Source organism: Janthinobacterium sp. JF4 (genome assembly GCF_059617925.1).
On record NZ_JCAQAV010000001.1, the window covers coordinates 94475 to 109513 of the forward strand.

The 15039-nt window shown below is 64.6% G+C and carries 8 protein-coding genes; 7 read left to right on the forward strand and 1 reads right to left on the reverse strand.

What is annotated here, in order from left to right; all coding sequences use genetic code 11:
• The first annotated feature begins 14 nt into the window (after nt 1-14).
• The 5 genes from AC54AF_RS00385 to AC54AF_RS00405 all read left to right on the forward strand — a co-directional run bounded on the left by AC54AF_RS00385 (nt 15) and on the right by AC54AF_RS00405 (nt 12835).
• Nucleotides 15-3365, forward strand: coding sequence for a TIM-barrel domain-containing protein (locus tag AC54AF_RS00385; protein ID WP_496634477.1), 3351 nt, complete (start codon nt 15-17; stop codon nt 3363-3365).
• Between the two features lie 96 nt (nt 3366-3461).
• A complete protein-coding gene (locus AC54AF_RS00390; protein WP_496634478.1) occupies nt 3462-6407 on the forward strand; it encodes a TonB-dependent receptor plug domain-containing protein in 2946 nt (981 codons plus the stop codon).
• Between the two features lie 493 nt (nt 6408-6900).
• The gene (locus AC54AF_RS00395) at nt 6901-9942 is read left to right on the forward strand and encodes a TonB-dependent receptor (protein ID WP_496634480.1); all 3042 of its coding nucleotides are present in this window, start codon (nt 6901-6903) and stop codon (nt 9940-9942) included.
• A 66-nt stretch (nt 9943-10008) separates the two neighbouring features.
• A complete protein-coding gene (locus tag AC54AF_RS00400; RefSeq protein WP_496634482.1) occupies nt 10009-11400 on the forward strand; it encodes a Gfo/Idh/MocA family protein in 1392 nt (463 codons plus the stop codon).
• 127 nt (nt 11401-11527) lie between these two features.
• Entirely contained in the window at nt 11528-12835 is a 1308-nt protein-coding gene (locus AC54AF_RS00405) for a DUF3472 domain-containing protein (RefSeq protein ID WP_496634484.1), read from the forward strand.
• Between the two features lie 10 nt (nt 12836-12845).
• Here the strand turns inward: AC54AF_RS00405 and AC54AF_RS00410 are convergent, their stop codons facing one another.
• On the reverse strand, nt 12846-13358 hold the full coding sequence (locus AC54AF_RS00410; RefSeq protein ID WP_496634485.1) for a hypothetical protein: 513 nt from the start codon (nt 13356-13358) through the stop codon (nt 12846-12848).
• Nucleotides 13359-13504: 146 nt separating this feature from the next.
• Between AC54AF_RS00410 and AC54AF_RS00415 the strand changes: the two genes are divergently transcribed.
• The gene (locus tag AC54AF_RS00415; RefSeq protein ID WP_496634487.1) at nt 13505-14017 is read left to right on the forward strand and encodes a sigma-70 family RNA polymerase sigma factor; all 513 of its coding nucleotides are present in this window, start codon (nt 13505-13507) and stop codon (nt 14015-14017) included.
• Entirely contained in the window at nt 14017-14991 is a 975-nt protein-coding gene (locus AC54AF_RS00420; protein ID WP_496634488.1) for a FecR domain-containing protein, read from the forward strand. Before AC54AF_RS00415 ends, AC54AF_RS00420 begins: the two co-directional genes overlap by 1 nt.
• The last annotated feature ends 48 nt before the right edge of the window (nt 14992-15039 follow it).

The following is a 15039-nucleotide window of genomic DNA, read 5'->3' on the forward strand; positions in this document are numbered from 1 at the left end:
CTGAAAGCCGCCTGATGAAATCTCTCCCGCTTCCCCGCCGCGCCCTGGCCGCCTGTGTCCTCGCCGCCCTCGCCACATTGGCCGCGCCGGGCGTGCAGGCCGCGCCTATCGGCAATCTGCAGTCGCTCTCCGCCGTGCACGCGGCCGACGTGGCCAAGGGCGAGGCCCTGGGCTGGGAGGTGCGCAGCGACACGGGCATGCAGCTGCGTATCAGCCTGCCGCAGGCGGACGTCCTGCGCATCCAGGCGGGCGGCAAGGCGGGTTTGACGGGGCCGGGCGACAAGGCCGCGCCCATCGTCGTGGGCCAGCCTGCCGCGCAGGTGGCCTATACCCTGAGCGAACAGGCCGGGCATATCCTGATCAGTACCGCAGCCCTGAGCCTGCGCATCGACCGCAAACCGCTGCGCTTTACCTTGTATCGCAAGGGCGACACGATGCCCCTGTGGCGCGAGGTGCAGCCGCTGTCGCTCGACGACAAGCAGGGCGTGCAGGTGCTATCGAGCCTGCCGGGCGAGCGTTACTTTGGCGGCGGCCAGCAGAATGGCCGCTTCGAGTTCAAGGGCAAGCAGGTGCCCGTGTCGTATTCGGGCGGCTGGGAAGAGGGCGACCGGCCGAATCCCGCGCCATTCCTGATGAGTTCACGGGGCTGGGGCATGCTGCGCAATACCTGGGCCGATGGCAATTACGACTTGCGCGACCAGGAGCAGATCTCGCTGCAGCACGCGGAAGGCCGCTTCGATGCGTATTTCTTCGTCGGCAAGGACCTGCGCGACGTCGTCGCCCGCTACACGGAATTGACGGGCCGCGCGCGCATGCTGCCCCGCTGGGCGCTGGAATACGGCGACGCCGATTGCTACAACGACGGCGACAACGTGAAAAAGCCCGGCTCCGTGCCGAAAGGCTGGACGGATGGCCCCACGGGCAAGACGCCGGACGTGGTGGAAACGGTGGCGCGAAAGTACCGCGAACACGACATGCCGGGCGGCTGGATCCTGCCCAATGACGGCTATGGCTGCGGCTACACGAACTTGCCGGAAACGGTGAACGGCCTGGCAGGCTATGGCTTCCGTACGGGCCTGTGGACGGAAAACGGCGTCGACAAGATCGCCTGGGAAGTGGGCCAGGCGGGCAGCCGCGTGCAAAAGCTGGACGTGGCGTGGACGGGCAAGGGTTACCAGTTCGCCATGGATGCAAACAAGTCCGCCTATGACGGCATCCTGAACAATTCCGACAGCCGTCCCTTCCTGTGGACGGTGATGGGCTGGGCCGGCATCCAGCGCTACGCCGTGGCGTGGACGGGCGACCAGAGCGCCAGCTGGGACTACATCCGCTGGCACATTCCGACCCTGATCGGCTCGGGCCTGTCCGGCCAGGCGTATGCATCGGGCGACGTGGACGCCATCTTCGGCGGCAGCTCGGAAACCTATCTGCGCGACCTGCAGTGGAAAAGCTTTACGCCCGTCCTGATGGGCATGTCCGGCTGGGCCGCGGCCGAGCGCAAGCATCCGTGGTGGTTCGACGCGCCTTACCGCGACATCAACCGCCGCTATCTGAAACTCAAGATGCGCCTGACGCCCTACATGTATACCCTCGTGCGCGAAGCGGAGCAATCGGGCGCGCCGCTGGTGCGCGGCCTGATGTGGGATTATCCGCAAGACCCGGCCGCCTACACGGAAGCCTACAAATATCAATTCCTGCTGGGGCGTGACGTGCTGGTGGCGCCCGTCTACCGCAGCCAGGCCGTCAGCGGCGGCTGGCGCAAGGGCATCCACCTGCCGCAGGGCACGTGGTACGACTACTGGGATGGCCGCCAGGCCACGGCGGACGCGAAGGGGCGCGACCTCGATATGCAGGTGACGCTCGACAAGCTGCCCGTGTTCGTGCGCGCCGGCGCCATCCTGCCCATGTATCCGGAAATGCTGTACGACGGCCAGAAACCGAAGGATCAGCTCACGCTGGACATCTACCCGCACGGCGATTCCGACTACACGCTGTATGAAGACGACGGCAGCACGCGCCAGTACCAGGGCGGCGCCTTCAGCCAGCAAGTCATCCGCATGCGCCAGACGGGCGGCGACGTGCGGGTCGACATCGGCGCCGTCGACGGCAAGTACCAGGGCCAGGAAGCGCGCCGCGGCTATGCGCTGCGCATGCTGGCGGGCCAGGCCCCGGCCGCCGTGCGCGCCGGCGAACGCCTGATCGCTCAATCCGCCGACCGCTCCGCCTATGACAAGGCGTTGGACGGCTGGTTCTTCGATCCTGCCGATCGCCAGGGCACCCTGCATGTGAAGGTGGCGGCGCAGGACATCCGCCAGCCCTTGACCATGCGGGTCGACGGCGCGCTGGCCGTGGCGAGAATCGACGCCGACTTCCCGGCCGCCCCCGTGCCGGGCCGCGCCCTGCCGGCCGACGCCATGCAGGTGGTGGCGCGTCCTGCGGAAGAAAGCGGCTACCCGCTGGAAAACGCCTTCGATGGCAAGCCGGAGACGTGGTTCCGCACCGTGCGCAGCCCGTCCGTGAAGAGCGGTCCGCACGAATGGGTGATCGGCTTTACGGAACGGCGCCTGGTGGACGGCATCGAACTGGCGCCGCGCAACGACCAGCACTGGAAGCATGGCCAGGTGCGCGATTACGAGATCTACATCGGCGACAACAATGGCGAGTGGGGCGCGCCGCTTGCGCGGGGCACCCTCAAGCTGGAACAGGGTACGCAGACGGTCAACTTCCCCGCCACGGCCGGGCGCCTGCTGCGCTTCCGCGTGATGAGCACGCAAAATCCGGAAGGCGATGGTGCGGCGTCCCTGGACCCGATGGTGACGGCGGCGCAAGGCGCGCCGGTGGCGCGCGCGTTCGATGCGGCGCTGGCCACCGACGTGGCGCCCGTCACCTTGTCCGAGTTCCGCGTGCTCGAGCATCGCGTGGCCGAAGGCGAGGAGGTGCAGCGCTATCTGTCGGACCTGGCGCTGCCGAAGAGCATCGCGAGAGACCGGCCGGCAGGCAAGGCGGCCGAGATGCGCATGAACGGGCTGTGGTTCCGCAAGGGCCTCGGCGTGGGACCGGCCAGCCGCATCGACTTGCAGCTGGCGGGCAACTGGAATCTGCTGCGCGCCGACCTGGGCGTGGACGATAGCTGCCGCAGCGCAGGCGGCTTGCAATTCCAGGTCTGGAGCGGTGAGCGGCTGCTGTACGACAGCGGCCTGGTCACGGCTCCCGGGGTGGTCAAACCCGAAATCGACGTGCGCGGCCTGAGCCAGCTCAGTTTGCGCACCCTGGGCGCGCGCGGCTCCCAGGCGGCCCAGGTCTGCGGCAACTGGGCCAACGCCGTGTTGACCGGCACGCAAGGCGCGACAGTCAAGCCGCGCTAAGCAATCAATCATTTCACTAAAAAAGAGCCCCTCTCCGGACCGGGGAGGGATTCTTGCAGCCTTGCGAAAACAAATCACTTATAAAAGGAGTTGGGAATGCACTTGAAAAAACTGATGGCCGCCATGGTGGCGGTGGGGCTGGCTTCAACGGCACTGGCGGCCGAGGAGGAGAAACTGCAGCGTGTCGAAGTGACGGGATCGAGCCTGAAGCGCATCAACGCGGAAACGGCGTCGCCGGTACAGGTGATCAACGCCAAGCAGATCGAAAACATGGGCGCGCTCACCTTGCTGCAGGTGCTCGACAACCTGCCCGCCGCCCGTCCGGCGCAGCAGGATTTCCGTTCCATGTTTACGGGTTCCGATGGCGGCTCGCAAGCGAACTTGCGCGGCCTCGGTGCGCAGGGCACCCTGGTGCTGCTCAATGGCCGCCGCCTGTCGTTCTATGGCGCGCCGGCCGGCTTCCAGACCATGTTCGTCAATATCGACGCCATCCCGGCCGCCGCCATCGAACGCATGGAAATCCTGACGGACGGCGCGTCGGCCGTGTATGGTTCCGATGCCGTGGCCGGCGTCATCAACGTCATCACCAAGAAGTCGTATCAAGGCCTGGAAGCGCGCGCCAATGGCGAGTTTTCGCCCAGCGTGAAGGCCTTGGGCGAGCGCCAGGCCAGCGTGCTGTATGGCCAGGGCGACCTGGCCAGCGACGGCTATAACATCTACGGTTCCGTGAACGTCTATCAGCGCGACCGCATCGCGCTGGCCGACACGTGGCGCAAGCGTCCTTCGTATTTTTATGCGAACAATCCCAATTTCATCCCGAACATGCGCGTGGGCGTGGGCAGCGAACCGGGCGTGATGAACCCCGGGACCTTCTTTGTCTTCGACAAGGCGAAGAACAATGCGCGCACCCAGCGCGCCGTCAATGGCTGCAACAACAGCATCACCGAAGCATCGGGCACGCGCTGCGTGTGGAATGCGCTGCCCAACCAGCTTGACACGGGTCCGACCTCGGAGCGCGCCACGGCCTACCTGAGCGGCCGCCTGAAACTCGGTGGCGACATGGAAGCGTTCGCGGAAGGCGCCTTCACCCACATCAAGATGCGCGGCGAGAATGGCCCGTCCAGCTTCAATAGCGGCAGCACGAACAACTGGTTCGCGCGCAATACGGGCAATACCCTGAACACCTTCGCCACGCCTTTCCTGAGCCCGAACAATGTCTACCTGAAAGGCAAGCTCGATGCCGACATGGTGGCGAAGATGGGCGGCGCGGCTGGCTTGAATTACCTGCTGCAGGATGCACAAGGCCATTTCGGCCAGAAGAACGTCGATGAAAACTACCGCGCGCTCGTCGGCCTGCGCGGCGGCATTGGCGGCGGCTGGGATTTTGAAACGGCGCTCAGCGTGGCGGGCAGCCATTCCACCCTGTTTCAGACGGCGAACATCAACATCAAGGGTTTCGAGCAGGCGTTCGGGCCGTTCACGAAAGACCCCGTCAGCGGCCGCACGTATATCTCCGACAATCCCGCCTACAAGTTTGGTGAAATCAGCGACGCCAATGCGGCGCTGGTGCGCGCCGCCTACCCGACCTTCGCCATCGAATCGTGGACCAAGCTGATGACGTGGGATGCCAAGCTGGAAGGCACCCTGTTCAAGCTCGGTGAGCGCGAAGTGCGCGCCGCCGTGGGCACCAACATCATGCGCGAGAGTTTTCTCACGCCCGGCAATGCGGATGCGGCCAATGGCCTGATCACGCAGCAGGGCGGCTCCTGGTTCGACGGCCGGCGCACCATCGCCGCCGTGTTTGGCGAAGTGGTGGTGCCGCTTTCCGACACGCTGGAAGTCAATGCGGCCGCGCGCCTGGACAAATATCCGCATTTTTCCGCCAATCTGGCGCCCAAGCTGGGCGTGATCTGGCGCGCGCGGCCCGACCTGATGCTGCGCGGGACGTATTCGGAAGGCTTCCGCGCGCCCAACCTGGCCGAATCGGGCACGGGCGGCGTCTTTGCGCAGGTGGGCGGCATCCGCGACACGGTGCGCTGCGACGAAACGAATGCCATGGCGCGCGCCCTGATGAAATCGAAGGTGGCGACGGATGCGGACCTGGGCAAGAGTTTGCTCAATTCGAACTGCTCCACGACGGTGGGCGGCCTGACGCCGCCGAACCAGAACCTGCGTCCGGAAAAGGCCAAGATTTCCACCGTGGGCCTGGTGCTCCAGCCGGCCAAGGACGTGAGCATCTCCATCGACTACTGGTTCATCAACCGCCGCGACGAAATCGTGCGCCAGGACTTCAACGAGCTGTTTACGGAACTGGTGGACAAATACGGCCCGACCCTGGCCGGCGCCTCGAACGCCATCCGCAACGACCTGACGGATACGGACCGGGGCAACGTGGCAGCGGTGGCCGCCATGTGCGCCAATCCCGCCAATGCCGGCGTGTGCGCGGGCGGCGTGCCCGGCTACTCGGTGGGCAATCTGGGGGGCTTGATCAACTCGTACTCGAACCGGGGTCGCACCCTGATGGATGGCGTGGACATCGATGCGCGCACGCGTTTTGCGCTCGGTGACTGGGGCAAGCTGAGCACGGGCATCGCCGCCACCATCCGCAAGCGCGACACCCACGACAGCGAAGACGGCAGCGATATCAAGGGCAACACCGTCGGCTACTACGATTCGCCGCGCTACCGCGCCACCGTGAATGCCGACTGGAGCTACCGCAACTTCGTCAGCAGCGTGTTCGTCAACTACTCGGGCAAGACGCGCTGGGCATACGGCCCCTGGGACAAGGACAACACGCCGGAAAACTGCACCGCCGCCTCGGTGGCGCTGTCGGCCGGCCAGTGCAAGGGCGCGCCGTCGTACACGACGGTGAACCTGGCGTTCAGCTGGAAGCCGATCAAGCACCTGGACGTGGGCCTGAACGTGAAGAACGCGTTCAACAAGCAGCCGTACTACGACCCGAACGGCTGGGAAGGCTACAACCATAGCCAGGACCTGTTCGGCCGCCAGTTTGCCCTGTCAGCCAGCTACAAGTTCTTTTAATACGTGACCTTGCCCCTGCCCGCCTGTGCGGGCGGGGTATTGCCATGGAAAAGAAAAGACAATATTCTGAAATATGCAATACGAAAGATAAACGTAAGTGAAAGCAGACCATCAGGGCTGCTTTCGCGTTTTTCTCTCCGGATTTTTGGGCCGTTTCACCATTCTCGCTCACCTCCCTGCATACGTGTGTATCTGTCACACCACGATAACGAAAGTTATTGGTCGCGATACTGATTGAATCGAAAGATAAATCGCATTTATTTACCCGATTGAACGATAAATTTGCGTTATAACTTTCTTTTTGTTGACGATACTTATTTTTCTTTTTAAAGTAATCCCAAGAAAACGAAAATCAGCCGATACGGACTGATTTCCCGGAAGGTGCAACTGCCTGGCTCTACCTTCCGACGACCACCATAAAAATTGCATCCCCCCGACTTCGCCCTGGAGCGGGGAGGGCGCGCATAACCCTCGATATAGACGGAGAGACACCATGCATACCACCCGACTCAAATTGCGCGACATCAGCCGCGCCGCCGCGATCGTGATCGCCCTGGCGGCCGGCGTGCCAGGCCAGGCCTGGGCACAGTCGAACGCCACGAGTACCATTTTCGGCGAAGTGAGCGCGCCGGCCGGCGCCACCGTGGTGCTGGAAAACCTGGCGACGGGCGTGCAGCGCAGCCTGACGCCCGATACGGCGGGCCGCTATGTGGCCAACTCCATGCCGCCAGGCCGCTATGCGGTGCGCGTGCTGCGTGCCGGCAGCGTGGAAGCGTCGCAGGAAGTCGAAGCCCTGATCGGCGCCGGCGCGGAAGCGAATTTCGGCCCGGCCAGCGCGGCTGGCCCGGTGGGCCAGGAGCAGACCGTCGTGGTGAAGGCGTCGCGCAATCCGATCGATGTGTCGAACACCAACAATGGCGTGATCTTCACGGCCAAGGAATTGAAAGCGCTGCCGGTTGGCAACGACGTCGCCTCCATCGTGCAGCTGACGCCGGGCGTGTCGCGTGGCACCAACAGCGTGTACGGCAATGCGCCATCGATCGGCGGCTCGGGCCAGTCCGAAAACGCGTTCTACGTCAACGGTTTCCCCATCACGAACATCCTGACCCAGGTGGGCGCGTCGGAGCTGCCGTTTGGCGCGATCTCCAACCTGCAGGTGCTGTCGGGCGGATACGGTTCCGAGTTTGGCCGCTCCACGGGCGGGGTGATCAACATCACCACCAAGAGTGGCGGCAATAAGGTCGAATTCGGCGGCAAGGTGTCCATCATCCCCCGTTCGCTGAAAGGCGAGCCGGAAAACACCTATTACCCGAACACGGGCGCCAATCCGAAGACGGATGGCAATCTGCTGTACTGGAACCGCGACAATGGCAGCACCAGCAAGGTGGTGGGCCTGTATGGCAGCGGTCCCCTGATCAAGAACAAGCTGTTCGCCTTCGTGGCGCTGGAACAGACGCGCACGGACAGCCAGGCCGTTGCGGCCGCCGCCGACTCGGGCACGGCCCTGGCGCGCGGCTGGAGCACCAGCCAGAGCAAGGTGGACCGCATGATGGCCAAACTGGACTACAACCTGACGGACGACCATCACTTCGAATACACCAAGCTGTATGACCGCACGAAGACGGACAGCCAGGCGTATGGCTACAGCTACGCCACGCATGCGAGCAATGGGGTACAGGCAGGCAAGGGCGAGACGACGGTCAACTGCTGCGGTTCATCGGCCGCGCCGGGCGCCAATATCGACATCTTCAAGTACACGGGCTACCTGACGGACAACCTGACCGTGACGGCCATGATGGGCGAATCGCGCACGTCGCACACGCGCACGCCGAATGGCTACAATCCGCTGCTGGCGCAAACGTCGTCGAATGCATCGACCCAGGTGCCTGGACTGACGTACGCCAATCCGCAAACGGTGACGGGCACCCTGGTCGACCCGTCGTCGGAAGACCGCCAGAAAGCCAAGCGTCTGGATCTGGAATACAAGCTGGGCAAGCACTCGCTGCGCGGCGGCATCGACCGCATCGACGTGGAATCGAAAGTGGGCCTGAGCCTGGCCGGCGGCTACCGCTGGAGCTACCAGCGCGCGACCGATCCGAACCGGGCCATCAACGGCGCCTTTGAAACGCCGGCCCAGGGTGGCGGCTATGGCGCGCAGGGCTATTACGTCAGCAAGGACCTGAACGCCAACCTGGCGCGTCCCACCAGCGTGCAATCGGCGCAGTACATCCAGGATCATTACCAGGTCACGGAACGGGTGCTGCTGGACCTGGGACTGCGCCGCGAGCAGTTCACCAACTACAGCACCGATGGCGTGGCCTTCATCTCGCAGCGCAACATGATCGCCCCGCGCGTGGGCGCCACCTGGGATTACCTGGGTGACGGCACCCTGAAATTCTTCGCCAACGGCGGCCGCTACCACCTGCCCGTGCCATCGAACCTGTCGAGCAACATGGCCAGCCCCTTCCTGGCCACCAGCGAGATGTACACCTACACAGGCATCGATCCCGTCACGGGCGCGCCAACGGGCCTGCACGCCATCAGCAAGCCGTATTCGGCCAACAACGCGTACGGCCAGAGCCGCGACGCGCGCGAAGTGACGGCCATCGGCCTGAAACCGCTGTCGCAGGATGAATTCTCGCTCGGTTTCGAACGTGCCCTGAGCAAGAAGCTGGTGGTGGGCGCCAGCTTCCTGTACCGCAAGCTGAACGACACCAACGACGACGTCTGCGACGCGCGTCCACTGCAAGCCTGGGCCACGCGCAACAGCGTCGACACGAGCAACTGGGGCGGCTTCCAGTGCGCCATCATCAACCCGGGCCGCGACAACAGCCTGATGGTGGACTTCGACGACGGCAAGGGCCTGCGCCGCGTGGATATTTCGGCGGCGGAGTGGGGCAATCCGCTGCCATCGCGCACCTACCGCGCCTTGAACCTGTTCGTCGAGCACCCGTACACGAACGGCTGGTACGGCAAGCTGACCTACACCTTGTCCGGCCTGAAGGGCAATATGGAAGGCCAGACGGACAGCATCGGCGGCGGCGACGTGGGCCTGACGGTCAGCGACGACCACAAGGAACTGATGTACAACGCGTATGGCTACCTGCCGGGCGACCATCGCCACGCGTTCAAGGCCTACGGCTTCATGCAGCTCATCCCGGACGTGATGGTCGGCGCCAACCTGTCGCTGACCTCGGGCGCGCCGCGCAACTGCATCGGCGCGCTGCCCGACAACCTGAGGTTCGAGAACGATTACGGCGATTCCTACTTCTACTGCAATGGCAAGCCGGCGCCGCGCGGCAGCCAGGGCCGCCTGCCATGGCAAGCCCAACTGGACATGAATGTGGCCTATACTCCCAGCGCCGTCAAGGGCCTGAGCCTGAAAGTGGACGTCTTCAACGTGTTCAACAGCCAGACCGTGACCCGCTATAACGAGACGCGCGAAGACCATGGCGCCATCGCCCGCAGCTATCTGCAGGTGGCTGGCCGCACGGCGCCGCGTTCGGTGCGCTTCACGGCGGAATACACCTATTAACCTGCAGCCGGCCCGCCGTGCGGCGGGCCGGCGACGATCATTACCAATGGAAGCGAGAAGAGACCAATGACAACACAAATCAATCGACGCAATTTCCTGTCCGCCAGCGCCGCGCTGGCCGGTGGCGCCATGGCCGGCAGCGCATTGCTGCCTGGCGACGCCAGCGCCGCCCCTGCGGCCGGCCGCGACAAGGTCCGCCTGGGCCTGATCGGCACGGGCATGCGCGGCCAGGTGCTGCTGGCTGAACTGGTGCGCCGCGATGACGTGGAAGTGGTTGCCCTGTGCGATATCGAGCCGATCATGCTGAAACACGCGCTGGGCCAGGTGGCCAAAGCGGGCAAGCCCCGTCCGCGCACGTATGGCGAAGACCGCGACCAGAAAGCCTACAAGCGCATGCTGGACGCGGGCGGCCTCGATGGCGTGATCATTGCCACGCCGTGGGAATTCCACGCACCGATGGCGATTGCCGCCATGCAGGCGAAGATACCCGTCGGCTGCGAAGTGGTGGCCGGCATCACTCTGCAAGACCACTGGGACGTCCTGAATACCCAGCTGAAGACCGGCACGCCCTACATGTTGCTGGAAAACGTGTGCTACCGCCGCGACGTGATGGCTGCGCTGCAGATGGTGCGCGCGGGCCTGTTCGGCGAACTGCTGCACCTGCAGGGCGGCTACCAGCATGACCTGCGCGCCGTGAAATTCAACAGCGGCAATCCGGCCAAGCCGTATGGCGGCGGCGTGGAATTCGGCGAAAAGGGTTGGTCGGAAGCCCATTGGCGCACGCAGCATTCGGTCGAGCGCAATGGCGAACTGTATCCGAGCCACGGCATCGGCCCGTGCGCCATGTACACCAACATCAACCGCGGCAACCGTTTTACGCGCATCAACGCCTTTGCCAGCAAGGCGCGTGGCTTGCACGACTACATCGTCAAGCAGCCGGGCGGCGCGCAGCATGCGAACGCCAAGGTGAAGTTCAAGCTGGGCGACATCGTCACCACCACGCTGGCGTGCGAGAACGGTGAAACCATCATCCTGCAGCACGATACCAGCCTGCCGCGTCCGTACTCGCTGGGCTTCCGCGTGCAAGGCACGGACGGCCTGTGGATGGACTTGAACAATTCGATTCATATCGAAGGCGTCAGCAAGCCGCACCAATGGGATGACTTCAAGGCTTACCAGGACAAGTATGAGCACCCTGTCTGGCGCAAATATGCGGCCCAGGCCGAGGGCGCGGGCCATGGCGGCATGGACTTCTTCGTCATCCACGCCTTTGTCGAAGCGCTCAAGGCCAATGCGCCGATGCCGATCGATATCTACGATGCCGTGACGTGGAGCGCCATCACGCCGTTGTCCGAGCAGTCGATCGCCGCCAACTTCCAGACCCTGGACTTCCCCGACTTCACGGGCGGCCAGTGGAAATCGCGCAAGCCGATCTTCGCTCTCGACGGCAAGTACTAAGTTTCAACCGCCCGCTACCGCGCTTGCCGCCGTAGCGGGTTTTTTCTATCCCGATCCGTTTTTCAACCGCGGCGCACGCCGCAGGACTTCTTGCGCCTGCTGCCCGCCGTACCACCAGGAGACGTTGATGAAACACAGAAGTTCATTACTCTATGCCATCCTTCCCGCCATGCCCTTGCTGCTGGCAGCTTGCGGTGGAGCCACCGCCACGGGCAACGGCAATACGGCCTTGCTGGCCTCCAGCGTGGCTGCACCCGCCACGACGGCGACCGTGGAACTGGCCGGCAACGCCTTCATCACCAGCGGGAACGAGGGTGCCGTCATCAACGAGCGTGGCCTGGCCGGCTGGAGCAATCCGGCTGCCGTCGCCAGCACGTATTTCCGCGTGGCCGGCGCGGGCCCCGTCCGGGTGGCGCTGGACGCCAGCCTGGCCGATGGCGGCAACAGCACCATCCGCGTAAAGGTCAACGGCGCGCCGTTCGACGTCAAGCTGGCCGGCAAGGACCGCAAGACCTATGCCGTCGGCACGGTCAATGTGCCGGCGGCCGGCTATGTCAAGGTGGACATGCAGGGACTGTTGCGCGTGAAGGCCACGTTCGGCGACGTTGCGGCGCTGAAGGTGACGTCGAATGCCACGCTCAACTACGCCAACGATCCCGCCAACTACTACTGGTCGCGGCGCGGGCCGTCCGTGCACATGGGCTACACGGTGCCGGCCAGTACCGAGTATTTTTATAACGAGATGACGATACCCAAGGGCCAGGATGCCATCGGCTCCTACTTCATGGCCAATGGCTTCGGCCAGGGTTACATGGGTATCCAGGTGAAATCGACGAGCGAGCGCTGGATCCTGTTTTCCGTGTGGGACGCTGACAATGGCGCCAAGACCACCCTCGTCAGCAAGGGCGCCGGCGTGGTCGACAACGCCTTTGGCGGCGAGGGCACGGGCGGGCAGACCTATCTGTCGTACAACTGGGCGGCCGGCACGACGTACCGCTTCATCACGCGCGCGCGGCCGGACGGCAAGGGCGGCAGCGACTACTCGGCCTGGTTCTTCGCGCCGGAAACGGGCAAGTGGCGCTACATCGCCACGTGGAAGCGGCCGGCCATCAGTACGTATCTGACGGGCGTGCATTCCTTCCTCGAGAACTTCATCGATACCCTGGGCTACACGGAGCGCCGCGTCCAGTTCGGCAACCAGTGGGTGAGGAGCGTTTCCGGCACCTGGTCCGAAGTGACGGCAGGGCGCTTCACGGGCGACGCCACGGCCACCAAGGCGCAGCGCATGGACTATGCGGGCGGGCTGGAAAACGGCAAGTTCTATCTGCGTAACGGCGGCTTCTTCGCCGATGTCGTAAAAACCGGCCAGAACTTCACGCGGCCCGCGACGGGCCAGGCGCCCGCCGTCGATGTGAACGCCTTGCCGATGCAATAGGCGTGGGTTCTCAGAACGGCCGCTTGCCCACCATCGCTTCGATGCCGCGATAATAGGTGAGCGGCCGGCGTATCGTCACGTCCATCAATGCCGCCGCCTGGATGATGTCGTCCGTGTCGCGCCGGTACACCACCAGCGCATCCATTTCGTCGCCGCCGTTGCCGTCGATCTGGATCAGCTCATAGCCGCCGTCTTCCACGGCGCGCTGCGCCAGTTCCGTATCCAGCCACTCGAAATAGGGCAGCACGTTGCCACCACTTTCCTTGAGCAGGTCGTACGGAAAGTCGGGGAATTCGTCGAACATCTCCTGTATCTGTTCATGCAACTCATCGATCTTGTCGCTCGACGCCATATAGCCGGCCAGGTGCGAGAGGATCGCCACCGCATAGGCCTGCGCATCGCTGTCGATCCATTCGTCGCACGGCGCGGAGGGCGCCTCGGTGATGGCGGCGACGGCTGCGTCGAGTTCTTCGCCTTCCAGGTCACCGCGGGTCAGCTTGGTCAGCAGTTCAGATAAGAGCATGTTTGCCTTTCAGGGTAGGGCTCGGCCAGGGGGCATGTGCAGGATGTTGCAAATACTATCATTTCTGCGCGCCACGCGGCGGTTGCGCCAGACTTGTTATGCCAGTTAGAATACGAATCATTATTATTTGCATATAGAGATTTTCCGTGCCGCCTTCCCAATCCGGCGTTCACCAGGAGGTGGGCTGCCTGTATCACGAACACCACCGCTGGCTGCAAGGCTGGCTCAGGCACCAGCTGGGCAACGCATTTGACGCGGCCGACGTGGCGCACGATACCTTCGTGCGCCTGCTGAACCGTGACGAGGCCATCGCCGCGCGCGAGCCGCGGGCTTTCCTGACGGCCGTGGCCAAGGGGGGGCTGGGCAATCTGTACCGCCGACGCGACCTGGAAGCGGCCTACCTGGAGACCCTGGCGAACCTGCCGCCGCGGCATGCGCCCGATCCCGAGGCGCAAGCCATCCTGCTCGAAGCCTTGTTCGACATCGACCGCCGCCTCGACGGCCTGGCGCCGGCCGTGCGCCGCGCCTTTCTGCTGTCGCAGCTCGATGGCATGCCGCAGGCGGCCATCGCGCTGGAACTGAATGTGTCGCTGGCCACCGTGCAGCGCCACCTGGTCAAAGCCATGCACCAGTGCTTCTTTTCCCCGCTGGCGCCGTGATGGGTACCCTTACACCGGGAGCGGCCAGCTTGCAAGCCGTCGAATGGCTGGTGCGCCTGCAGGCCGGCGATTGCGCGCCCGAGGTGGAGCAGGCGTGGCGCGCCTGGCGCGGCAGCGCCCCGGAAAACGAGCAAGCCTGGCAGCATGTGGAAGACTGCGTGGCGCGCATGCGTGCCTTGCCCGCGCCGCTGGCGCACGGCACGCTGGCCCGCAAGCCGCTGCACGCGCAGGCGAATGCGGCGCGCCGGCAGTCGCTCAAGCTGCTGGCGCTGCTGGCCGTGGGCGGCGGCGGCTGGCTGGCGGGCGGCGATGAGCAGGCGCGATACTGGCTGGCCGATTACCGCACCGGCACCGGCGAATTGCGCCACGTCGTGCTGGCGGACGGCACGCGCATTGCGCTTAATACGGCCACCTCCATCGACGTGCGCTACGATGCGGGCCAGCGCCTGGTGACGTTACTCAAAGGCGAGATCATGGTCGCCACGGCGCGCGATGCGGCGGGCCGGCCCTTTGTCGTGCGCACGGCCCAGGGCCGCTTGCAGCCCGTGGGCACGCGCTTTGCCGTGCGCGCGGAAGGGGGGCGCACGCGCCTGGGCGTGTTCGCGGGTGCCGTCGATATTGTGCCGGCACAAGCGCCCGATGCGGCGCGCATGCTGCAGGCCGGCAAGCAAGCGACGTTTACTGCGGGGCGCATCGGGCCCGTCGAGGCCTTGCCTGCCGGCGCCGGTGCCTGGACGGCCGGCATGCTGGTGGTGCACGACATGCCGCTGGCCGATTTTGTCGGTGAGCTGGCCCGCTACCGCCATGGGCGCCTGGCCTGCGATCCGGCCGTCGCCCACCTGCGCGTGTCGGGCATCTATCCGCTAGCCGATACGGGGCAAGTACTCGACATGCTGACGCGCACCTTGCCCGTCGACGTGCGCGAGAGCACGCGCTTCTGGGTGACCGTGGTGCCGCAGCGGCAGCATCCATAATTATTTTCTGAAAAGTGAGGGGTTTGCGATTTTCGCGTGACATAGCGA